We start from the raw sequence: 22,552 nt of genomic DNA, 5'->3' as shown, positions 1-22,552 counted from the left end.
AATTCATCTTAAAGCAAATAAAAAAGCCCTGGATAACTACTCCAGGGCTTTTTTATTTTTAGTAAACTTATCTTCCTTCGGGGTGTTTTTTAAATTCATCCAGCTGTACTTCGGCGCCTTTGATCATGCGGTGCTGGTTGGCAATAATCTCTTTTACATAAGCTGGAGGATCGGCCTTTAAGGCTTTTTCGTAACTGCCTGCCGCCTGCTTGTCGGCCTTTTTGCAATCCTCAATGATTTTTTCGGTGTCACTTCCGTTCAGACCCGACTTAAAATCCATCCATAACCGGTGGACTTCATGGCTAAAGTCTGTATGTTCACTTTCATCTCCTCCAAGTTCCCGGATGCATTTTTTCAGCTCCTCCTTGAATAGAGCCCTTTGCTGGGAAAACCTATAAAAAATGGTGCTGAGCTCACCTTCCTTCAAATGGTCAGCAGCATCCTTGTAACCTTTAATGGAGTCCTCATTCGTCTGGAGGAGCTCATGCAGGTGCTTCAAAATTTCGTTATTCTGGTTATGCATTTGAATAGTAGTTTAATTGGTAGTACAAGGTATAACTCGGATAGACTTCAGTTGTTTACATGACTATACTTATATATAAGTGTGCTAAAACTCATTTTGTTTGGGGAATTCATTGTAAACTGATATTATCAATGCGGAAGCGAGTTTTATTCCGTATAATTTTATATTTTAAGGTGATGATAACAGGATATTGGTCGTTTTTAACCGTGAAATAGTTTATGATAATTGGAATATTAAAAGAACCGGTTGGGGAATCGCGAGTGGCACTTTTGCCCGACTCGGTGAAAAACCTGATTTCTTGGGGCGTTTCGGTGTTAGTGGAGTATGGGGCAGGGGCGAAATCCTATTCCCCGGACCCGCTGTATCAAGAAGCAGGTGCTGAAATGAAAAGTAGGCTCGAGATTTTGCAGGCTTCCGATATGGTGCTGGCCATCAATCCGCCATCCTTGGAGGAGGTAGGCCGTATGAAGCCTGAGGCGGTTTTTTTGGGGCAGTTTAATGCGCTTTTCAATCAAGAATTCACTCAGTACCTAATTCAAAATCAAAGGACAGCCTTTAGTATGGAGCTTGTGCCGCGGACCACCCGTGCCCAGTCTATGGATGTACTATCCTCCATGGCTACGGTAATTGGATATAAGGCTGTATTGATGGCTGCCAATCTTTTGCCCAGGTTTTTCCCCATGTTTATGACGGCCGCGGGAAGCATCTCCCCGGCCAGGGTGCTGATTTTGGGCGCAGGGGTTGCTGGTCTGCAGGCGATCGCCACCTCCAGAAGGCTCGGTGCTACCGTATTTGCATTTGATGTACGCGCTGCCGCCAAGGAGGAAGTACTTTCCCTGGGGGCAAAATTTGTAGAAGTAGAAGGGGCCAAAGAGGACAAAGGCGCTGGAGGATATGCCGTGGAACAGGATGAGGATTTTCTCAACCGCCAAAAAGAGGCCATCCACGAGCAGGCTTCAAAATCCGATATTATCATCACTACCGCCCAGATTCCCGGCCGAAAGGCTCCTTTGCTGGTAGAAGAGCGAACTGTCTTGGCGATGAAGCCGGGCTCGGTCATCATCGACTTGGCTGCATCTTCTGGCGGCAACTGTGCGCTCACACAGCCGGCGCAAACGGTCGAAGTGAATGGCGTGCGGGTAGTCGGGGTGGATAACCTTGCTGGAACCCTTCCCCAGGATGCCAGCAAAATGTACGGCAAAAATTACCTGAATTTCCTTAAACTGATTATAAAAGATGGGCAGCTCAACCTGAATTTTGAAGACGATATCGTGGCCGGCACCTGCGTGTGCCATCAGGGTGAGGCTGTGAGCCCAAGAATCGCACAACTCATAAATACCTAACCATGGACCAAATCTTACTTTATCTTTCGGCCAACATGGAAATGATCTATTTCCTCCTTCTGGCGATTCTGCTTGGGGTGGAGGTAATATCCAATGTTCCGGCAATTTTACACACTCCACTTATGTCAGGGGCCAACGCCATCCACGGCGTAGTGGTAGTAGGCGCCATTATCGTGATGCTACATGCTTCCCCTGACAATTATGCAGCTCTTTCAATTGGTTTTCTAGCCGTGGTGATGGGGATGCTGAATGTTGTGGGAGGATTTGTGGTCACCGATAGGATGTTGGAGATGTTCAAGAAAAAACCGAAGAAGTCATGATGAGCCTACCTATACTGGAAATCACCTATTTGGTGGCCTCCCTGACTTTTGTGATTGGTCTCAAAATGTTGAGCCATCCGGATTCTGCCCGTAGGGGAAACCTGATTGCTGCAGCCGGAATGCTTCTGGCCATCATTGCGACCCTGGGTCTTTACCAAAGCTACGATCCAAACAAGCTCTTCAACTATGGGCTGATCCTTTTTGGGTTGGCTTTGGGAACTGTAATAGGTACTGTGATGGCCAAGAGAGTACAGATGACAGCCATGCCCCAAATGGTTTCTTTCTTCAACGGGATGGGGGGAGCCTGTGCGGCCCTGATTGCTATAATTGAATACCAGCAACATCCGATTGCCACGGCAGGTTTTGATGGGGCACTACTGGTCATGTTGCTAGGGCTGGTGATAGGTAGCGTGTCCTTTAGTGGGTCCATGATCGCCTATGGCAAGCTGGAAGGTAAGATTAAGGATAAGACGCTACCGTTCAATCAGGCGGCAAACATGATGCTGTTGTTGGTCCTAGTAGGTTTGATTATATACCAGCTGTTTGGAGCGGCGTATCCGGTCTTGTTTTATGGACTTTTTGTGATTGCACTGGTTTACGGGGTGCTGTTTGTAATGCCCATCGGGGGTGCGGATATGCCGGTGGTAATTTCCTTGCTCAACTCTTTTACAGGTATGGCAGCCGCATTCGGTGGTTTCCTGTATGGCAACAAAGCCATGCTTACCGGCGGGATACTCGTGGGATCGGCAGGTACGATACTGACCATTTTGATGTGTAAGGCTATGAACCGCTCTCTGACCAATGTGCTGCTCGGGGCATTTGGTTCTGCTGGGGGAGCAGGAGCCAAATCTGCTGAAGGCGACCAGACGGTAAGGGAGATCAGTATTTCCGATATGGCAGTACTGTTATCTTACTCCCAAAACATTGTTATTGTACCCGGCTATGGTCTTGCCGTGGCCCAGGCGCAGCATATCTGTCATGAACTTGAAAAACTGCTTGAGGAAAAAGGCGTGGAGGTAAATTACGCCATCCATCCCGTAGCAGGAAGGATGCCTGGACACATGAACGTGTTGCTTGCCGAGGCTGATGTGCCATATGAGCGCCTTCAGGAAATGGATGAAATCAATCCCCGCCTAGCCAATACCGACGTAGTTGTAGTGATCGGTGCCAATGATGTGGTCAATCCCGCAGCCAAAAATGATTCGACTTCTCCCATTTATGGAATGCCCATTTTGGAAGTCGACAAGGCCAAAACAGTGGTCATTCTCAAAAGAGGCATGGCGGCCGGATATGCAGGAATTGAAAATGAATTGTTTTTCTACCCCAAAACCCGTATGCTCTTTGGAGATGCCAAAGACAGTCTTCAGAAATTGGCGAGTGAAGTCAAAATGGTGTGACAATTGAATGTAATGTGGATGGAAACAATGATCCGTCCATCCCATGAAAAGACTTCTTACCGAAATCAGGTCGTGCACTATTTGTGAAGGTCACCTCCCATTAGGGCCTCGGCCGGTGTTGAGTATCAGTCCTAAAAGCAGGATCCTGATCGTGGGACAAGCTCCCGGGACAAAAGTTCATGCTTCCGGAGTGCCTTGGGACGATGCCAGCGGAAAAGAGCTCAGGAGATGGCTAGGGGTGAATGAAGAGGAGTTTTATGATACTAAAAAGTTTGGGATCTTGCCCATGGGTTTATGTTATCCGGGCCGGGGCCGGGGAGGTGACTTGCCTCCCCGACCTGAATGTGCTCCGGTATGGCATGGCAGGGTGCTGGAAAAAACTCCCCATATAAAGCTTACCCTTTTGATAGGTGCCTATGCTCAAAAATTCTATTTAGGTAAATCTGCCGAAAAAACACTCACCGCTACAGTTAGGAACTTTGAGCAATACTTACCTATATATTTCCCTTTGGTTCACCCTTCCCCCAGAAATTTAATCTGGCGCAAAAAGAACCCCTGGTTTGAGTCAGATGTGGTACCAGTGTTGAGGGAAAAGGTTCGTCAGATACTTTTCGAGAATATTTAGGAATTGGCCTGGGCACAGGGGTTTAAGGTTCCGTCAGCTCTCATTAAAATTGATCTCATTTCCATAAATCCAATATTTCCTTCTATACGGGGGTAAGTAGCCAGAAACACATAACCTGTTTCGATGGGGAATGCCGACCAGCCAATTGAATTTAAGGGCCTTTGTTCATTTTCACTTTTCCAATCCCACTTAATTTGCCCGGTATTGTCAACAAGAAAAGCTATGGGTTTCATAGATTGATTTCCCGCAAGAAGCACCTCGCCATTCTCAAGGGCTGTAATGTCCATGATTGAAATTTGAGGTCTATATCCACTTTCAGTTTCCTCTGCAATATTGTATTCACCTTCATAGGCCATATTTCCGTCTGTGGTAATTTTTTTCAAGGTAAACCTTCCCTCAGCACTATTACCAATTATTATATCGTTGTTTGAATTTAGATCAATCCAGCTTCCGTTAGAGGCGGTTGCATATGGAGTTTCCCAAATCGTATTAAGGTTGGAATCTGTCTTACTAATAATGGACTGGTTATCAAATCGGAAGTTGATTATTAAATCATTTTCAGAGTTAAATTTTGCTTGCCGAATATTTCTTTCCAAGATAGTATCCTCAATCTCATTCCCTTGATTATCTAATTTGATGAGATAATTGGTAAAAGGCTGTTGAATATATGTAAACAAATATGATTCCCCGCGATCATTTACGGTGATCGCTTGTACTCGCCTTAGCGTGGAAGTCTGATATTCCCAAAGTTGGTTTCCGTCCCGATCCAGTTTGAATACCTTGGTTACATTGTCTTGAATGCCGGCGACAAAGATCTGGTTGTTTCTTACGCTCAAACTCCAAGGGTAACCTTCTCCAAAACTTGTCACCCAAGCTAGCTGACCTGCGTTGTTGAACTTTAAAACCTGAAACTCGTCGTCCTGCTCCTTTAGCATGACATATCCGTCCTCTACTTTCTCTTTTATAATAAAGTAGGAATTGTTTCTTACATTTGTCCAAGGCTCCAGAGTAGTAATGTAGTCTTCTAAACGGGCATTTTCGACTAAGATAGATTGGGAGGTTGATCCTATCACAAAGTCTGGTCGGGCGGTGATTGTTACTTCCGTGTTACTTGGAAGATCACCGGGGGCGATATATTGGCCCTGTTCATTTATGGATCCTACTGGAGGGCTGATTTCATATTTTATCCTACTAGGACTGACTACAGAGTCCCCCAAGGTTAATGTCAAGGTTGTGATGTCGTCTAAGCAAACAGCCTGTTTGTCCATTTTTAATTCCATCCCTTCATTTACAATAGGTCTGTCATCAGAAGGTTCGCAGGCAGCAAAGCCTATGGCAATCAAAGCAGTAGGTAAAAGTAAGAATCTTTTCATAAGGGAGGAATTTAAATTGAAAGACAAAAAGTCAGGATCAATAACTAAAAGTAATAATAATAAATTATTTTTTAATAGTGATGTTTTTATTATCATTTTAGGAGAAAAGTTGATGGAAAAGAATTTTCAAACCCCTTCCCTTTTTTGTAAATTTAGCTACACCAAAAACCACAAAGCCATGATCAGATTTCTTTATAAAAATGTCCTCAAGCCAATTCTTTTTAAAATTGATCCCGAGGTGGTCCACGATGCCTTTGTGGTTCTTGGAGCCAATATGGGGAAGTTTCAGGCTGGAAGAATCTTGCTGGGCCTGATGTATAAATATACAGAAAAGGACATTGAGATCACCGTGGATGGGATTACTTATAAGTCCCCCGTGATGCTGGCAGCAGGCTTTGACTACAACGGGCAGCTGGCCCATGTGCTGGATTGTCTGTCCTTTGGAGGAGATGAAATAGGTTCGGTGACGGCCAGACCATGTGAAGGCAACCCCAAACCCAGACTTAAAAGGATGATCAAATCCAAGTCACTAGTGGTTTATAAAGGGCTCAAAAACCAAGGGGTAGACAGGATCATCGCAAGGCTGAAAAACACCACCAAGCCGGAAGGTTTTGTCTGGGGTATCAGCATTGCCAAGACCAATGATCCCGGTGGATCCACATTTGAAGGGGGGATTGAGGATTATCATTACAGTCTTTCCCGATTGGCGGAGGAAAACATGGGCGACTTTTATACCATCAACATCTCCTGCCCGAATGTGCATGGAGGTGAAAATTTTGCAGAACCTCAAAGGCTGGAAAAGTTGCTCGACAGACTGATGGAGGTGGAGCATGACAAGCCTGTATATGCAAAAATGCCCATCAATCAGCCTTGGGAGGAATTCAATGAGCTGCTGCATGTGCTGGACAAGGCTGGTGTGCATGGCGTGGTGATAGGAAATCTAAATAAAAACTATTCGGATGCGGATTTCCAAGAAGAGGCACCTACTGAATACAGAGGTGGGTTGAGCGGTAAGCTCTGCCAGAGATTGTCTACTGACTTGATCCGGCAAACCAAAAACTATTGGGGTGACCGCTTTACGATCATAGGCTGTGGGGGAATACTCACCGTGGAGGATGCCATGGAAAAGCTCGATGCCGGTGCTGACCTGCTTCAGCTGATCACCGGGATGATTTTCGAAGGCCCGCATTTGATGAAAGACATCTGCGCCGCTTACGCCTCCAGGGCCGAGAAGAAATCCGCCTCAGTATTCATCCCGGCTACAGGCTGAGTGTGGGTTAACCGCAGAGGTACAGAGGCAAAGAGAGTTTTGGCGAGAAATAGGAAACTTTTCGCGGAAAGAAAAGGGACACTGAGTTCCGCGGAGTTTTTCACAGAGTTTCACGGAGTTTCTTCTTCGCCGAAAAATCGCCAAATTAATACACCCCATCTGAAGAGCGTAGTTCTGAAGGAGGGACACGAAAGTAAGAACTTTGTATATTCGAAAGGCCTCAAAATTGCTCCTCAAAGCGCATAGTCGTACTGTGTACCTGGTACTTGGTACGTTGTACTTGGTACCAATTATTAATACTGTTAAGTTTACTTTGATGTCTTCGCGGTGAATGTTAAAGCCTCAGTTCTTTTGGTAAATAACCATAGTGCCTTTTGAAAGCAGCCGAGAAATGCGTAGCGTGCTTATAACCCAATTCCAAAGCAATTTCTGCGATGGGAGCAGAGGTTTGAATGAGCTTATCGTGGGCCTTCTCCATTTTATATTCAAATAAATAGGCAAACACGGTTTTGCCAAACACCATTTTAAAATGCTTTTTCAGGTTAAATTCATTGGTGCCGACTTGGTGGGCAAGTTCTTTCAGGGTGATGGAAATATCCAATCGGGAAATCAGGCAAGTTCTGGCTTCCTCCATCTGGGTTATTTCTTCATCTTTGAGAGTAGTCCCAGCCTGTAGAATCATGCTGCGCTGAAAGGCATCCAATTGAAGGGTGAGTAATTCGATTATTCTAGCGTCCACCAAATTCTTTTTAAACCCATCACACTCTTGGCTATTGATCAGCAGTTGAATAATAGAGGCCATCCTATTGCTTATGGGTAAGTTGCGTCTGGAGAGGGAAGCATATTTTTTCAAACTGACATTCTTCCAAAAGGCCTCCCCATTATTATGGTCCAAATGGCTATAGTCAAGGAAAAAATCCTTTCTCAAGTATATTATCAACAATTCGGCAGGATCGACAATCCGAACATTGAGCTCTTCAAGACCTTTGTATAAGATGTTTTGGAAACCTTTGGTATTACTGAACACCTCTAGGCCAGTATGATCTACATAATCTATATGCCCCTTAAGGCAGAAATTTAACTGAACATAATTGGGATGGGGATAGGTGAGCATAGGACTTTCCAACCCCTTTATTGTACTCCAATGGGCAAAATAGATTTTCTCTGAAAGGTATTCATAAAATTGAGCACTTTCCCCTTTTCTCTCTTTGAAAAAGGGGTTGATGGTGTATCCTGTTACTTCACCATTTCCCTCCTCTGCATCCAGCAGGGTTAAAAACTGATTTTCAATTTTTCCTTTTGACGTCATTTCAATTCCGTTTAGGGTCATCGCCCTTGGCTCCTCCCTATTACATTTGCATCAAAAGTACGCTTTTTTAGATTAAGTCTAAATAATAATAGAAGATTGCAGATGAAAAATGTTTTACTCTTTACGGTCCTGTTTTTCCAATTCGGACTGTCGTATGCGCAGAGGGTTCATGTAAATGGAAGGGTGACAGATGAGGACGGATTTGCCCTGCCTGGTGCCACAGTCCAGATTAAAGGAACACCTACAACTTCCGTAACTGATCACAATGGCCTTTTCAGAATGTATGCTGAGCCCGAGCAGCTGCTGGAAATAAGGTTTATGGGTTTTTTGCCCCATACGCTTCAAGCGCCAGCCGATGAAAAGCTGGTTGAAATAATTTTACGCGAAGATGCGACCATGCTCAATGAGGTGGTCGTTACCGGGGCATTGGGAATCAAAAGGGCAGCAAGGGAAATGGGAGCCTCTGCCCAGGTGATTGAAAATGAAAACCTCAACCAGGGGAAGCCTGTGAACCCCATCCTTGGCCTTAGCAGTAAAGTTGCTGGTTTAAGGATCAACATGTATGACAGCAAAGTTGATCCAGACGTTCAGGTCATTTTGCGGGGTACCCGATCGCTTCAGAGAACCAGCGGGATCGATGGTAGGAATCCAAATGCTCCCATTTACGTGGTGGACGGCGTTCCCATTCCGAATATTTCCAGGCTTAACCCCAATGATATCGAAAGCATCACAGTTCTAAAAGGCGCCAATGCCGCAGCTCTGTATGGTTCGGAAGGTGTCAATGGTGCCCTGATGATCACAACCAAAACTGGCAAAAAGGGGGCTGGAACGGTGAGGGTCAGTAACACCACTATGTTTTCGCAAGTATATATGCTTCCTGAGGCTCAAACCCAATATGGGCAGGGAATGAACGGCATTTACAGTCCCACCACTTTTGAGTCTTGGGGGCCGGCTTTTGATGGCAGCATGAGGGACTTTGGAGCCCCACTCCCTGATGGTACACAGCCCCAGTTGAGATTTGCGGCACCTGAAAGAGATAACCGTCTGGGGCTTTTTCAAACTGGGGTGAATACTCAAAATGATATCAGCTTTTCAGGTGGAGATGACAATAGTACCTACTTCATGTCTGCCCAGCACGTGCACCAGCAGGGGATTATTCCCGAAGATGTGAATAACCGATTAGGCTTGAGGTTTAACGGCACAAGACGTTTTGGGAAATTACATACTTCCTACAATGTCAATTACATCAATAATAAAAACGATGTAACTCCAGATGGACCATGGATAGGGGCCTACAGATATCCGGCAAATTTTGATTTCGACATGGTTAAGGAATGGCAAAACCCCAATGCTCCTGGAAACCCCAACAACTATTTTATCCCAAATGGAAGCTGGCTTCGAAATCCTTATTTTCTGATCGATAACATCCGGAACGTTTCTGAGGAGCAGATCCTAAATTTCAAGGTTGATTTCAATTATCAATTGAGTGAAAAGGTAAATGTCATATACCGACTTGGCCACTATACCTCTAATACCAATGGACGAAATACGGTAAATAAGTTCCAAGCAGAAGGGACCAGGAATACCAATGGTTCGGTAAATGATTTTACCAATCACTATAGCCGCTGGAATGGGGATTTGATCCTACAGTACCGGGAAAATTTCGGGGATTTCAGTCTTCAGGCTTTAGCAGGACAAAATTTCAGGACGGATTACAGGAAGGACCATAACCTGGCGGCTAACAACTTGCTTTATTCTGATATTTTCAACCAAAGCAGTAGAGTGGGAGAGCTCGCCGGAGGATCCTCTATTATGGAGCAGAGGGCACTGGCTGTGTATGGGGAGGCAGTTTTTGGATATAAAGATTATCTGTATCTAAACCTTACGGGAAGAAATGACTGGGTTTCAGTCTTGAGTCCCCAAAACCGGTCATATTTCTATCCCGGGGTGAGCACCTCTTTCATTGCGAGTGATGCATGGAGCCTTCTGAAACATTCGTCTCAAATTTCCTATACGAAGTTTTATGCTTCCTGGAATCAAACCGGAAACGTGACTTTAAACCCTTATCAGTTAAACAATCCCTATTCTCAAAACAATGGGTTTCCTTTTGGAAACAGCATAGGATTCTTACCTGGCTTGGCAAATCCCAATCCTAACATTATGCCTGAGTTTGTGACCTCCTATGAGGCAGGGTTAAATGTGGGCCTTTTCAAGCACAGAGTTTACCTGGATGCAACTTATGTGTTCTCCGATGCTGACGGTCAGATATCCAATGCAAATGTTTCCCGGGCAACGGGTTATAATTCCATGTTAGTCAATGCTGGAAGGATGACCAGTGAAGTGTTGGGATTTAGCATTCAAGGAGATGTGATCAGGACGTTGAATAGCAGATGGAACCTGGGGGCCAACTACACCCATACCAAAAATATCGTCAGGGAGCTATATGGTGATGCGCAGTTTAGACAAAATTTCAGGCAATCTTATGCCATAGTTGGAGAAGCGTTTCCGAGTTTGTGGCTTAGTGATTATGAACGTGACCCGCAGGGAAGAGTGGTGGTGGATGCCGATTCTGGGGATCCTATCGTGGCAACGGACAATGCTCTTTTGGGGACCCTTGTGCCACCCCATATGATCGGGATCAATTCCTTGGTGGAATATAAAGGTTTCAGTTTCGGGCTTCAATTTGACTGGAGAATGGGTGGTTGGTTTTATTCCGAAACCGTGCCTCCGATGTATGAGCACGGGACGCATCCTGAAACTGCTAGATACGGCCGTGAACCTTTTATTTGGCCGAATTCCGTAGTGGCTACAGAAGGTGGCGGGTTTGTGGAAAATGATTATTTATTGACTTCCGGTGGCGGAAAAGAATTCTGGTCTCGGCAGGGTGCTGTGCAAAGCAACACAGCTGCAAGAGGAGATTTCTTTAAATTAAGGGAGCTGAACATTGCTTATGCATTGCCCTCAAGTCTTCTTGGTAGACAAAAAGCCATCAAGGAAGCCTCTATAGCTTTTGTTGCCAACAACCTATTCATCATCACCCATTCTTCCAATAAAATAGGCGATCCCGAATACCTCTATAATAATACCGACGGATATTACAGTTTCCGCCAGGTGCCTCCTATGCGAAACTTTGGATTCAATGTCAACCTGCAATTCTAAGCCAACTATTATGAAAAGATATATCAGCTTTATCTATTTGTTATTCACCCTGGCATCCTGCGAAGGATTTCTGGATGTCAATGAAAATCCCAATGCACCCATTGCTTCTAACTTGCCGCTAAGCGCCAAGCTTTCTGGGGCACTGGTGTCCACCTCAAATCAGGAAACTTTACAGATCAACCAAATCGGGGGATTCTGGGGAGGATATTGGGGGACCAATAATGATGGTACAAATCTCTTTTTTGACCTGAAAACATACAACGGCCCCTCCCTTCGAAGCCAGCGGGAAGGCATTCCGGTGTGGGAAAACGGGTTTAACAACATACTGTTTTTCAGGCTCATACAGGAGGAGGCCGAGCTTTCTTCCAATCACTTTTACGTGGGCACTTCCAAAGTGATGCAGGGATGGCTTTTCCTGCGGTTAGTTGATTTTTACGGGAATATCCCTTTTGATGAGGCAGGGCAGGGAAATGAAAAACTTCAGCCCAGGTATGAAGATGGGCAGGTGGTATATCAAAAAGCTATCAACCTGATTACTTCTGGCATTGCAGACCTCAAACAGGCTGGTCCGGTACCTGCCACAAATGGTGATGTGATGTTCAATGGCAATGTGGACAGCTGGATTAAGTTTGCCAATACTGTAAAGCTGAGGGCGCTTCTCCGTCAAAGCGAGTTAGGAAATGAAGCTTATATTCAGGAGCAGTTGGCCTTGATATCACAGGAAGGAAGCGGGTTTATACAACACCACGCACAAGTCAACCCAGGATACTTGAACACGGCTGGAAAGATGAACCCCTTTTGGGAAACTTACTACAGAGATGTGCAGGGCAACGCTACCGCTAATTATCAAAACCTCAGACCTACAGAGTTTCTGATTTCGCAGATGCAGGACCGTAATGACCCTAGGCTTTCCAGACTTTACCAAGCAATTGATGGTGAATATAAAGGAGTGGTCTTTGGAAATTCAGATGCGGGGAATCCCAAGTATGATAGGGTCAATACTTCTGCATTTTTGGGGGCAGTAGAAAACGGCGGTCCGACAGGTCTTTTTCGCTCTTTTAATCAGCCAAGCATTGTAATGTCATCCTTTGAAAGCTTTTTCCTACAGGCAGAGGCTGCCCAGCGGGGATGGATTGGAGGTTCCGCCTCGGATTTGTACAACCAAGCCATTCAAGAATCCTTTCAGCTATTGACCGTTCCTGCCATGGAGGCAACCGCATATCTGAGCCAACAGGAGGTAGCATTAGAAAGGGCTGAAGATCCCATAAGGAGAATTATAGAGCAAAAGTGGCTTGCCCTAAACAGTATTTCAAGTATTGAGGCTTGGAATGATTACCGGAGGCTGGGTTGGCCGGAATTTCCCGCCACGGCTGCCTCAGGTGTAGTGGGAAGACCAAACCGCCTCATGTACCCCGAAACGGAAAGAGGGACAAATCTGGAGCAAGTTCTGGCTCAAGGAAACGATATGATTAATGAAAAAATCTGGTGGAGCAGGTAAAGGTTATGACTAAAAAAGCAAAAAATACAACTTGGAAGTCCGTAAGGATGGTATTTAATGAAATCCACCTGTGGCTAGGCCTGATTGGTGGGTTGGTTATCATTCCTGTCTGCCTTACAGGAACTATTTATACCTACAATTCAGAGATTAGAGAGGCTTTCAAGTCCCATCTATACAAAGTGGAGAACCTATCAGGCATGCCGGCGATTTCTCCGGATGAATTACTTCAGGCGGTTGGTCAGGAATCCGCGGGGAACATAAATGCCATCCAGCTTTTTGATGACCCTTCCCGAAGTGTGCAGGTGACGGTGCGGGAGGAAGGTGACAAAAGCCGTTTTGGAACCACTTTTTTTCTGAACCCCTACACCGGTCAAATACTGGGTACTTCAAAAGAAAAGCACTGGATAGACGAGTTTATGGGTAACATGTTCAGTCTTCACCGGTGGATGCTGTTGGATAAAATCGAAGCTCCTATTTTTGATGAGCTCCCCAACAGGACTTTGGGAAGTTACATCACAGGTGCGGCTACAATACTTTTTACTTTGGGTCTGTTGACTGGAATGGTAATTTGGTTTCCCCAAAAATTAAAAGGCTGGAAGCAGGGTCTGAAAGTGAAATGGAAGGCCAATTGGAAAAGGCTTAATTTCGACCTGCATAATACCTTGGCCTTTTATTCACTCATATTTTTATTATGCATGGGGCTCACTGGGCCTTTTTGGTCATTTCCTTGGTACAAGGACGGCTGGCAGAAATTCTGGGGAACCTATCAGGAAAATACAAGTCAAAGGGGTGGTGGGGGACCTGGCAGGGAGGCCGGAGCCCCTAGTGAAGCTGCTGAACTACTTCCTTTGCGATTGTATATAGCAAGGGCTGATGAGGTCTTGGATTATCGGGGGGATTATAGAATCAGCCTGCCATCTTCACTTGGCCAGGCAGTGAGCATTCAGAAAAACAGGGTGGGCTTTTTTGCTCCTTCGGCAGGAGATAGGATCGAACTTGATCAGTCTACTGGTATGGTCCATTCGGTGGAGCTCTTCAGGGAAAAGCCTTGGAATGAAAGGATGTCCCGATCCATTAAAGCCCTTCACATTGGGGATGTCTATGGGCAGTTTACCAAACTTCTCTACTTTCTATCCTGCTTGGTAGCGACATCTCTACCAATTACGGGCACGATTATTTGGATCAACAAGCTGAAAAAGAAAAAACCGAAAAAAGTACAGAGGTTTAATAGATGAAATATTAAAAAAAAACCACGGAGGATCAGGAACCAGAGAATATAATAATTCTCCGTGCCTCTGGTCCTCTGTGGTTTTTAATAACTCTGTAAAACTTCGCGCTACTTTAAAATCTTTGCGGTTAGTTCAAACCGTCATTTTTATTTGAAAACGTATCTCAACGACACACTTCCATCCCAGAATGTTCCCCAATAATGAGGCAGGTAAAAATGGGGCATGAGGTCCACGCTGAAGGTCAATGGGACGCTGGGGAACTGGTATTCTAGACCACCGATCCCAACTACCCCAAGCATCCTCACGCCTGGATCACGGTTGTAATAATAGGTGTAGCAATTATGGTTGTTGGGGTTGTTGCACGGCTTTTTGTAATAATGCCGGTAATAGTAGCGGCCATCATAAAAACCAGCCCTCAATCCCAAACCATATTCCCAAGATAGTCCCGGCACGCCCAGGGCGTTTGGAGAATGCCATTGATACATGCCGGTCAGGGAGACCCCATGCCATCTGGAGCCTACCACAAACTCCAGCGCGCCATTGTTGTTCACAAAGTGCTTGAGGGATACCCCAGAAGTAAAGCCACCTCTTAATCCCAAAGCTGTGGTGTACCCATATCGCCTGCTGGCATAGTTCCGCTGGGTATTTTGTCTCTGCTGTGCACTGGAATTGCGTTGATAATTGTTGTTGTTTCTAGATTGGGTGCTGTTGTTCTGCCTTTGTGCGGTATTGTTTTGCTGGGCTTTGTTCTCTTCTTCTGAAAGGTTTGAACTATGGACATAGCCCCGTTGGCCGTGATAATCCACCCTTACCCAGCTGCCGTCAGCATCGGACAGGTACTTGACCTCCCCGTTGTAGGGCACTGTGGATACTACCGGATAATTGGTGCCTGGACCCGTTCTCAGGTTGATGCCATTCCCGGATTTTACATAGTAGTTCTGCGCTATTGCAGAGGTACTCAACATTAAAAAGACCGCCAGAAGCAGTCTGTGAAAGGTAATCTGTATTTTCATGTTTTTCTAACGGCAAAATTTCCTTCTACCATAAAGGCGTAGTCATCTTTTTTGGATAGCAAATAGGTTGTGATTTGGTTTTCAGGGAGATAAAATTGCAAATCAACCTTATGGAGTTAGAGCCGGCTAAAGTATTCAAACCTTCTTGCTGACATGGGGTTCTTTAACTATGAAAAAAGCAGCAGTCTATTTGGCCGGGGCCCTTTTGATGGGTGGAGCCGGTATTTATGCATATGCATATAAATTTTTATCAGGGCCAGCCTACAAGGGACCGAAATCGAATCATTTTGATGGAAAAGAATTCCATAACTTGGAGCCAACGGAGATGAAAAGTTTTCCGGAAGTGCTGAGTTGGCAGGTGAACAGGGATAAAGGACCTTGGCCGAATGAAATACAGCCAGTGAGTGCCACAGTGCCCAAGTCGGCTGTCCAGACCGGCGTGGAGGTGACATTTGTCAACCATGCCTCCCTACTTATTCAGGGAGGGGGAGTAAATGTAATCACTGATCCCATTTGGTCTGAAAGAGCAAGTCCGGTTTCATTTGCCGGGCCTGAAAGGCTCCGTGAGCCTGGGGTTAAGTATCAGGATCTGCCTGCTATCCATGCTGTCCTGATCAGCCACAATCATTACGACCATTTGGATTTGGAAACATTAACCAAGTTAAAAGACGATTTTGACCCGCTTTTCATAGTGCCCTTGGGGGTGGATCTGCTTTTACAAGAAAACGGGATCACCAATGTGGCTGCTATGGATTGGTTCGATACCATCGATCTGCCCCAAGGGGGTGTGGTCCATTGCGCTCCGGCCAGGCATTTCTCCGGCAGGGGACTTGGGGATACCAACCAGACCTTGTGGGCTGGATACGTGGTGGAGGTTGCAGGAAAGAAAATCTATTTTGCAGGAGACACCGGTTATGGGGCATTTTATAAATTGATTAAGGAAAGAATCGGGGCGCCGGATTTGGCCCTTTTACCCATTGGGGCCTACAAGCCGGAGTGGTTTATGCAACCGATCCATATGTCGCCCGAGGAAGCGGTAATGGCCCATTTGGACCTCGAGGCTACCCAAAGCATCGGCATGCATTTCGGCACCTTTCCCATGGCTGATGACGGCCAGGCCGAGCCGGTCGAAGATCTAGGGCTGGCTCGTAAAAAATTGGGTATTGAGGAAAATGAGTTTTTCGCCCTCCAAGAAGGGCAAACACATACATTAAAAGAGTAAAAAAAGACCTGCCAAACGGCAGGTCTTTTTTTACTTAAGCTTAATTTCCAACTCACCCCCACTATGCCCTGATTTCATGATTTCATCATATTTATCACTGATATGGAGATCTAATTTTCCGTTAATATTGGTGCCCTGAATTTCTAGATAGAGAATGAAAATCTGAGAATCCTCCGTCACTTCAATTATGACATAATAATCATCTGTAGCGAACAAAATCGCATTGGCAGTGGCTTCCAGTGGTTCATAGCGCTGTACTAAAAATTCAACCGCCTCATCCAAGTTCTGCTGGGTAGGGGTGATGGAAATGATGGACTCTTGGTAACCAATGTTGCCAAAATAGTAAGCCACAAACTCCACTTTTTCATTTTCTCCTTCAAAAACCAAGAACTCGTCAAGTTCCATGGAAAACTCCCGAGTTTCATTGTCTCTTACAAATTGTCTCGTTTGCCTGAAGTCCAAAAGAGGTTCCATCAGCATCATATTCGTGGGAACCACTGTCACCATCGCGCTGGAGGTGAAAAGCTGGTCATTGGTGCTCACGCTGATCTGGGTGACTCCGGCGCGGTTGCCGGTCACCATCCCATCCTCAACGCTCGCAATTCCCTCATCATCGGAATCCCAGACAAAACCGTCCGGACTGTAACCTTCCCTGCGGAATTCGGCATTCAGCTGGTAGGTGTCGTCATAATCGATTGTGATTTCTTGATCACTGAGACGGATATTGGTGTCTTGAGGCTCCTCTCTTGGCCCGCAGGCAAAAAAAAGGAGCCCGAAGGAAAGAAGGTAAAGTGATTTTTTCATGATTGTGCGCTAAAAGTGTGTTTCAATATAATGAAAAATGTCTTTACTTTTTCTCTTTCACCCATCTTTTGACCTCTCTTTCAAGGAGGTCGAGGGGCATGGCGCCTCCGCCTAGGACGGTGTCGTGGAAGCCCTTGATGTCAAAATCGTCTCCAAGCTCTTCTTCGGCCATTTTGCGGAGCTCCTGGATTTTCAGCATACCGATTTTATAGCCCGTTGCCTGACCGGGGATGACCATGTAGCGGCGAACTTCCGCTCGAATCGCCCCGTCAGAAATGGAGCTGTTTTCTTTAAAGTACTCTACGGCCTGCTCTTCCGTCCAACCTTTACTATGCAAACCGGTGTCTACCACCAACCTAATGGCCCGCCAGATTTCATTGACCAAACGGCCAAAATCGTAATAAGGGTTTTCATATCCGCCCATCTCTTTGGCAAGGATTTCTGAATATAACGCCCAGCCTTCCACGTAGGCATTGAAACCCATTTGGGTTCTGAATTTCGGAATGTCCTCCAATTCCTGGGCAATGGAAATCTGCATATGGTGGCCTGGGTTCCCTTCGTGATAGGCCACTCCCTCCATGGTGGATTTAGGCATAGCCTTCATATCAGAAAGGTGGGCATAGTAAGTACCTGGACGCTTGCCATCGGGCGTGCCACGGCTGTAATGCTGCGGGGCACCATCCTGCTCACGAAACGGCTCCACTCTTTTGACCTCAAGCTCGGCCTTTGGCAGAATGCCGAAATAGTTGGGAAGTCTCTCCGTAAGTGCGTCCAAAAATGCCTTCGAATCATCGATATAGCCCTGCCTGCCTTCATCCGTATTCGGATAGAAAAACTGCTCATCGGTGTTGATAAACTCAAAAAACTCGTGGAGGTCACCCTCAAACTCCACGTCGGCCATGATCTGCTTCATCTCCTCTTGGATTCTTGCCACCTCATCAAGACCGATCTGGTGAATTTCATCCGCACTCATATCAGTGGTGGTAGAAGCTCGCAACCGATGCTGGTAATAGGCATCCCCATTTGGATGGCGGCTGACGCCCGTTGGTTTTTCCTCCAAATTTGGCAACTCACTTTCTAGCCAGGCTATCATCTCCTCATACACAGGCTTGAAGTCTTCTCTCAGAGCTGCCTCTGTTTGTTGCCGAAGTTCCGAAGCTTTATCGCTGTCGATTTCACCCTTTTCTTCCAAAGCTTCGATTTTGCCAATTGCATCTTTATATAGCGGTGACTCTTCGCCATCCTCTTCGAAAGGCTGGCCGGCAATCAAGCCCTTGGCTTCTTTGATCACAATTTCATAAGCAAATTTTGGCGGGCGTATGCCCATGTCGGCCTGCAGGATAGCTCTTTCCAAAAGCTGGTTCATCGCCCTGCCTGAGGCCCTGATTCTGGAAATCAGCGCTTCCATATCGGAAACATCCTCAACCCGGTGATAATTGATCAGCATGTTGGGCAAAAAGGTGTGGCTGCCGCGCATCTGCTCAAAAACGTAGGGATAGCGCCGGAACTCCACATCCTCTTTGGCCATCTCGTATTGATATTTCCAAAGCTCATAAGACACTTGTGCTTCGGGGCTTAATTCGTCTTTGCTGAAATTGGCCTCCATCTCCTGAACGCTCTTTTCAAGCCAGGCAAGACGCTCTTCCTCGGCCTGTTCGCTCATGTCGTCTATTTCATCGTATCGCTCCTTTCGACCCTGCGATGTCAATTGGAGGGGGCTCATCATGACCAATTCCTCATATTGCTCGTCAAGCCATTTGTTGAGCGCGGCATCTTTCTCCTGAAAGGCATGGGTTTCCTGCAGTCCAAGAAAAACCATGGTTGCCAAAAATAGAAAAGTAAATTTTTGCATAGGATTTTATGGTTTTGTTTTATCAAATAGAAATTTACAGAATATTGTTTAAACATGCTAAGTGTGAAGGCACGTTTTTATCCCAGTGGAGTTCTCAAGACCCTCCCCTGATATTTGATCCAGACTTCCACGGCCAAAAAGTGAAGCAGAAATGCCATAACAAAAGATACTCCCAGCACCTCCTGCAGGCTTTTGCCGGTCATGATTATGCCCATCGAGGCGATAATCCGTATGCTGGCCACCGAAAGGGAAATAAAGTAAACCCTGATTACCCACCTTTGATGCTGGACGAAATTCCGCTTTCTCGCATGGAGATAGGCCCAGTAGGTGCCGCCAAGCAGATAGGTGCCAAAAACTGCTGAGGTTCAGGCTTTCCAGATAATTTCCATAGGGATAAAATATGCCCATTGTTATAGCTGTACTGGAAACAATTAGGCTGGAAACCAAAAATATTCTCCCTACCGTTTTGTGTGTCTGGTGATACCTTTTTCTGAAAACAGGAATGAATTGATACCCACCAGTCACTAAGAATATCAAACCTACCGGGATATGGAGAAAGGCTAAAACATGAAAAAGTGGGTATTGATACTGAAAGGATTTGGAGGCTTTCAGCTCCTCATCGGACTGGACGGCAACCAAGAGCTTTAATTCAGAAATGGAGGCATGCATTAACAGGGCCACCAAAAGAATGGTCAATAGAACCAGACTATATTTTGAAACCTTTTCCATTCCGATGGCAGGTATAAACTCATACTAAATTTACGAATTTTAGAAATCACAAAAATATTTAATTTATAAATAAAGTACGTTTAAACGTTTATAAGCCGTGTTTTAAAATAAATATCAAAATGGTTGAACTAATGTGGGTTAGAGTATGTAGCTTTGGGTATAAATAACAAATATTATGAACAAAGGAACAGTAAAATTTTTTAATGATGCGAAGGGATTCGGATTCATTATTGAAGAAGATTCAAACAAAGAGTACTTCGTGCACGTATCAGGTTTGAACGACGAGATTAGAGAAGATGATGAGGTTACTTACGATCTTCAAGAAGGCAGAAAAGGATTAAACGCGGTAAATGTAAGCCGTGTATAATTTATAAATTATCAAGAATTGAAAAGGCCATTTCCATTAGGAGATGGCCTTTTTCTTTGTGCCGGAAATGCTTTGTACGAAGTACCAGGTACCAAGTACTTTCAGCACCCACCGCTCTTTGCTACCATTTTAATTGTTTTCGATTGTTTAACCTTTTTTTGGGATGGTCGAGTCTCAGTGCGACGATTTTGTGGCCTTTTTTCCTTCATGCCCTTGTGCCCCTTTTCTTCAGTCCACCGGTACTCGTGCGATAATGCGCAGTGGAGCCCCTGAGCCACCTTTGATCTTCATGGGTAAAGCCACTACGTAGATTCCTTTTGTCGGGAGCTGGTCGAGCTTGGCCACGTTTTCGAATGCCGGGATGTTTTCCTCCATTAGCTTCCGATGGGCAAGAAAGTCCTTCGATTGGCCATAATCTATACTGGGGGTATCAATGCCGACAGCCTTGATTTTCCTTTCCTTCACCAGCCAGGCCGCAGCCTCCCCGTCCAGACCCGGGAAATGTAGGTTGGCCACCCCCTCTTCTCCCTTCTTTTCGGTGCCCATGTATTTTTCCGCATCCGGATAAAATTGCCCAAACCCGGTTTTTATCAGGAGAATTATATTTTCCGGCATGATGCCATGCACTTTTTCCCAGTCCTGAATGTCAGCTTGTGTTACCAGATAATCCCTGTCCGCCAATGCTTTTTCGGAAACATCAACCACTACAGCTGGTCCTGTCAGATCCTCGAGGTCCAACTCATCCACACTTTTGCGGCCTTCGGCAAAGTGGATCGGGGCATCCAGGTGCGTCCCACCATGCTCAGGGGCACAAAAGGAAAAAGCCGAGTAATAGTATCCCCCATCGGTCATCCCCTCGGCCACTGTGTCAATCCGAAACCCTTCCGGTTCTGCAGGCCAGTAGAGGGTTTCGGAGGAAAAATCATGGCTCAGGTCCACCCATTTACCTTCTTCCGGGAAAGTAAGGGAAGTCAAGGACTCCTGCTGGTTTTGCATGCAGGAAAAAAGAAACAGTATGAAAAGGTAGGACCATTGTCTCATAGAATTGTGGGTTATATTTCTACTTTATCGAAACTTTGACTAGATTAAGTACTTCAATTTACAAATTAAAGCGCATAACCCGATGATAAAACTTCCGCTGGATTTCCTAAAAATGATGCTTTTGCCTGTCTTCTGTCTCTCGCCTATTTGGAGCCAAGGGCAACAGATTAGTACTGCTGAAAGAAAGATTCTTGATCGGGTGGAGGCAAACCATGAGGCCTCCATTGACTTTCTGGAAAAGACAGTCAACATCAATAGTGGCACCTATAATACCGCAGGAGTTCAAGAGGTGGGAGCCATTTACAGGGAAATGCTGGATGAGCTTGGGTTTGAAACCCGCTGGGTGGATATGCCGGAGGGGATTGAGCGTGGAGGGCATTTGATAGGTGAGATCAAGGGGGGAGAAGGGAAAACCCTGCTTCTCATCGGCCATATCGACACAGTATTTGAACCTGATAGCCCCTTTCAGAAATGGTCGAGGGAAGGAAACACGGCTACTGGCCCCGGAGTAAACGATATGAAAGGTGGAAACATGGTTATATTATATGCCCTAAAAGCCATGAAGGAGGCCGATGAACTGAAAAACCGCAACATCATCGTGATTTTTCACGGAGATGAAGAAGCACCTGGGCGGCCATTGGATATAACTAGAAAGGATATTGTAGAGCTGGCCCAAAGGAGTGATATAGGCTTGGGTTTTGAGACCGGCACTGGGTTCAATTATGCTACCGTTGCCAGAAGGGGCAGCAGTAGCTGGGAGCTTCAGGTGAAAGGGCAACAAGCCCATTCCTCGGGGATTTTTAGGGAAGGCAGTGGGGCAGGAGCCGTTTATGAAGCTTCAAGGATATTGAACCGTTTTTATGAGGAACTGCAGGAGGAAAACCTGACCTACAATCCAGGGCTTATTCTGGGCGGCACCCAAGTGGAGCTAAAAGATGGGGGGACAGCCGGGGTGGCTTCTGGGAAAACCAATTTGGTGGCCAACACCACCATAGTGAAAGGTGATCTCAGGTTTCTATCAGAAGAACAAAAAGAGCGGGCTAGGGAGAAAATGAAAGCAATCGTAGCAGAAAACCTGCCTCAGACCCAGGCGGAGATCACATTTGAGGATGGTTACCCAGCCATGCCTCCTACAGAGGGGAATAAGGCCTTGCTGGCCACACTGAGCCAAATAAGCCAAGAATTGGAACAGGGGGAAGTGAAGGCCTACGATCCCGGAAGGCGTGGAGCTGCGGATATTTCCTTCATTGCAGAATATGTGGACGGACTGGATGGCCTGGGGGTCATGGGCACCAAAGCCCACGCTCCAGGAGAGACAGTCGATTTGAGTACGGTTGAAGATATCGTGAAGCGCACGGCAATTTTGCTCTATAGATTGACAGAGAATTAGAGGGGAAAAGAGCATAAAAAATAAAAACAGATTACACAGATGGCCACAGAAGTATATCCCAATCTGTGTTTAACTGTGTAATCTGTAT

19 protein-coding genes are annotated in these 22,552 nt (G+C 45.8%); 11 read left to right on the top strand and 8 right to left on the bottom strand.

Going from position 1 to position 22,552, the window contains the following annotated elements; all coding sequences use genetic code 11:
• Positions 1-67: 67 nt before the first annotated feature.
• Positions 68-523, bottom strand: coding sequence for a ferritin-like domain-containing protein (locus KIH41_RS09970; protein WP_214162307.1), 456 nt, complete (start codon positions 521-523; stop codon positions 68-70).
• A gap of 218 nt (positions 524-741) precedes the next feature.
• On the opposite strand from KIH41_RS09970, the gene KIH41_RS09965 reads away from it, so the two are divergent.
• The 4 genes from KIH41_RS09965 to KIH41_RS09950 are packed head-to-tail and all read left to right on the top strand — an operon-like array spanning position 742 to position 4,208.
• On the top strand, positions 742-1,866 hold the full coding sequence (locus KIH41_RS09965) for a Re/Si-specific NAD(P)(+) transhydrogenase subunit alpha (protein ID WP_214162306.1): 1,125 nt from the start codon (positions 742-744) through the stop codon (positions 1,864-1,866).
• Positions 1,867-1,868: 2 nt separating this feature from the next.
• Entirely contained in the window at positions 1,869-2,186 is a 318-nt protein-coding gene (locus KIH41_RS09960; protein WP_213944691.1) for an NAD(P) transhydrogenase subunit alpha, read from the top strand.
• Positions 2,186-3,583: an NAD(P)(+) transhydrogenase (Re/Si-specific) subunit beta gene (locus tag KIH41_RS09955; protein ID WP_214162336.1), complete on the top strand. Its 1,398-nt coding sequence runs from the start codon at positions 2,186-2,188 to the stop codon at positions 3,581-3,583. The genes KIH41_RS09960 and KIH41_RS09955 overlap by 1 nt, the downstream gene beginning before the upstream one ends.
• Positions 3,584-3,626: 43 nt before the next feature.
• Positions 3,627-4,208 (top strand): uracil-DNA glycosylase family protein, encoded by a 582-nt coding sequence (locus KIH41_RS09950; protein ID WP_214162305.1) that lies wholly within the window; start codon positions 3,627-3,629, stop codon positions 4,206-4,208.
• Here KIH41_RS09950 and KIH41_RS09945 read toward each other — a convergent pair.
• Positions 4,205-5,581: a hypothetical protein gene (locus KIH41_RS09945; protein ID WP_214162304.1), complete on the bottom strand. Its 1,377-nt coding sequence runs from the start codon at positions 5,579-5,581 to the stop codon at positions 4,205-4,207. The two genes, KIH41_RS09950 and KIH41_RS09945, sit on opposite strands and share 4 nt — an antisense overlap.
• 178 nt (positions 5,582-5,759) lie before the next feature.
• Here KIH41_RS09945 and KIH41_RS09940 point away from each other — a divergent pair, with 178 nt between their 5' ends.
• On the top strand, positions 5,760-6,851 hold the full coding sequence (locus KIH41_RS09940; RefSeq protein ID WP_214162303.1) for a quinone-dependent dihydroorotate dehydrogenase: 1,092 nt from the start codon (positions 5,760-5,762) through the stop codon (positions 6,849-6,851).
• Between the two features lie 334 nt (positions 6,852-7,185).
• On the opposite strand, the gene KIH41_RS09935 is transcribed toward KIH41_RS09940, so the two are convergent.
• On the bottom strand, positions 7,186-8,160 hold the full coding sequence (locus tag KIH41_RS09935; RefSeq protein ID WP_214162302.1) for a helix-turn-helix domain-containing protein: 975 nt from the start codon (positions 8,158-8,160) through the stop codon (positions 7,186-7,188).
• A 102-nt stretch (positions 8,161-8,262) separates the two neighbouring features.
• Between KIH41_RS09935 and KIH41_RS09930 the strand changes: the two genes are divergently transcribed.
• Genes KIH41_RS09930 through KIH41_RS09920 form a run of 3 tightly spaced genes read left to right on the top strand, consistent with a single transcriptional unit; the run spans position 8,263 to position 14,052 of the window.
• A complete protein-coding gene (locus tag KIH41_RS09930; RefSeq protein ID WP_214162301.1) occupies positions 8,263-11,319 on the top strand; it encodes a SusC/RagA family TonB-linked outer membrane protein in 3,057 nt (1,018 codons plus the stop codon).
• A 10-nt stretch (positions 11,320-11,329) separates the two neighbouring features.
• Positions 11,330-12,817, top strand: a complete 1,488-nt coding sequence (locus KIH41_RS09925) for a SusD/RagB family nutrient-binding outer membrane lipoprotein (RefSeq protein WP_214162300.1) — start codon at positions 11,330-11,332, stop codon at positions 12,815-12,817.
• A 5-nt stretch (positions 12,818-12,822) separates the two neighbouring features.
• On the top strand, positions 12,823-14,052 hold the full coding sequence (locus KIH41_RS09920; RefSeq protein WP_214162299.1) for a PepSY-associated TM helix domain-containing protein: 1,230 nt from the start codon (positions 12,823-12,825) through the stop codon (positions 14,050-14,052).
• A gap of 140 nt (positions 14,053-14,192) precedes the next feature.
• Here KIH41_RS09920 and KIH41_RS09915 read toward each other — a convergent pair whose 3' ends face one another.
• Positions 14,193-15,059, bottom strand: a complete 867-nt coding sequence (locus KIH41_RS09915; RefSeq protein WP_214162298.1) for an SH3 domain-containing protein — start codon at positions 15,057-15,059, stop codon at positions 14,193-14,195.
• 169 nt (positions 15,060-15,228) lie between these two features.
• Here KIH41_RS09915 and KIH41_RS09910 point away from each other — a divergent pair, with 169 nt between their 5' ends.
• Positions 15,229-16,281, top strand: a complete 1,053-nt coding sequence (locus KIH41_RS09910) for an MBL fold metallo-hydrolase (RefSeq protein ID WP_214162297.1) — start codon at positions 15,229-15,231, stop codon at positions 16,279-16,281.
• A 30-nt stretch (positions 16,282-16,311) separates the two neighbouring features.
• Here the strand turns inward: KIH41_RS09910 and KIH41_RS09905 are convergent, their stop codons facing one another.
• The 3 genes from KIH41_RS09905 to KIH41_RS09895 are packed head-to-tail and all read right to left on the bottom strand — an operon-like array spanning position 16,312 to position 19,666.
• Positions 16,312-17,085 (bottom strand): Ig-like domain-containing protein, encoded by a 774-nt coding sequence (locus KIH41_RS09905; protein ID WP_214162296.1) that lies wholly within the window; start codon positions 17,083-17,085, stop codon positions 16,312-16,314.
• 43 nt (positions 17,086-17,128) lie between these two features.
• On the bottom strand, positions 17,129-18,937 hold the full coding sequence (locus KIH41_RS09900; RefSeq protein ID WP_214162295.1) for a DUF885 domain-containing protein: 1,809 nt from the start codon (positions 18,935-18,937) through the stop codon (positions 17,129-17,131).
• A gap of 57 nt (positions 18,938-18,994) precedes the next feature.
• Positions 18,995-19,666, bottom strand: coding sequence for a DUF2306 domain-containing protein (locus tag KIH41_RS09895; protein WP_214162294.1), 672 nt, complete (start codon positions 19,664-19,666; stop codon positions 18,995-18,997).
• Positions 19,667-19,841: 175 nt separating this feature from the next.
• On the opposite strand from KIH41_RS09895, the gene KIH41_RS09890 reads away from it, so the two are divergent.
• Positions 19,842-20,033, top strand: a complete 192-nt coding sequence (locus KIH41_RS09890) for a cold-shock protein (protein WP_213944704.1) — start codon at positions 19,842-19,844, stop codon at positions 20,031-20,033.
• A gap of 228 nt (positions 20,034-20,261) precedes the next feature.
• Here the strand turns inward: KIH41_RS09890 and KIH41_RS09885 are convergent, their stop codons facing one another.
• On the bottom strand, positions 20,262-21,074 hold the full coding sequence (locus KIH41_RS09885; protein ID WP_214162293.1) for a cyclase family protein: 813 nt from the start codon (positions 21,072-21,074) through the stop codon (positions 20,262-20,264).
• Positions 21,075-21,156: 82 nt separating this feature from the next.
• On the opposite strand from KIH41_RS09885, the gene KIH41_RS09880 reads away from it, so the two are divergent.
• On the top strand, positions 21,157-22,464 hold the full coding sequence (locus KIH41_RS09880; RefSeq protein ID WP_246539057.1) for a M20/M25/M40 family metallo-hydrolase: 1,308 nt from the start codon (positions 21,157-21,159) through the stop codon (positions 22,462-22,464).
• Positions 22,465-22,552: the final 88 nt, after the last annotated feature.

This window comes from Litoribacter ruber, assembly GCF_018500185.1.
Taxonomy (GTDB): domain Bacteria; phylum Bacteroidota; class Bacteroidia; order Cytophagales; family Cyclobacteriaceae; genus Litoribacter; species Litoribacter ruber.
This window is presented reverse-complemented; position numbering and strand designations above follow the sequence as displayed.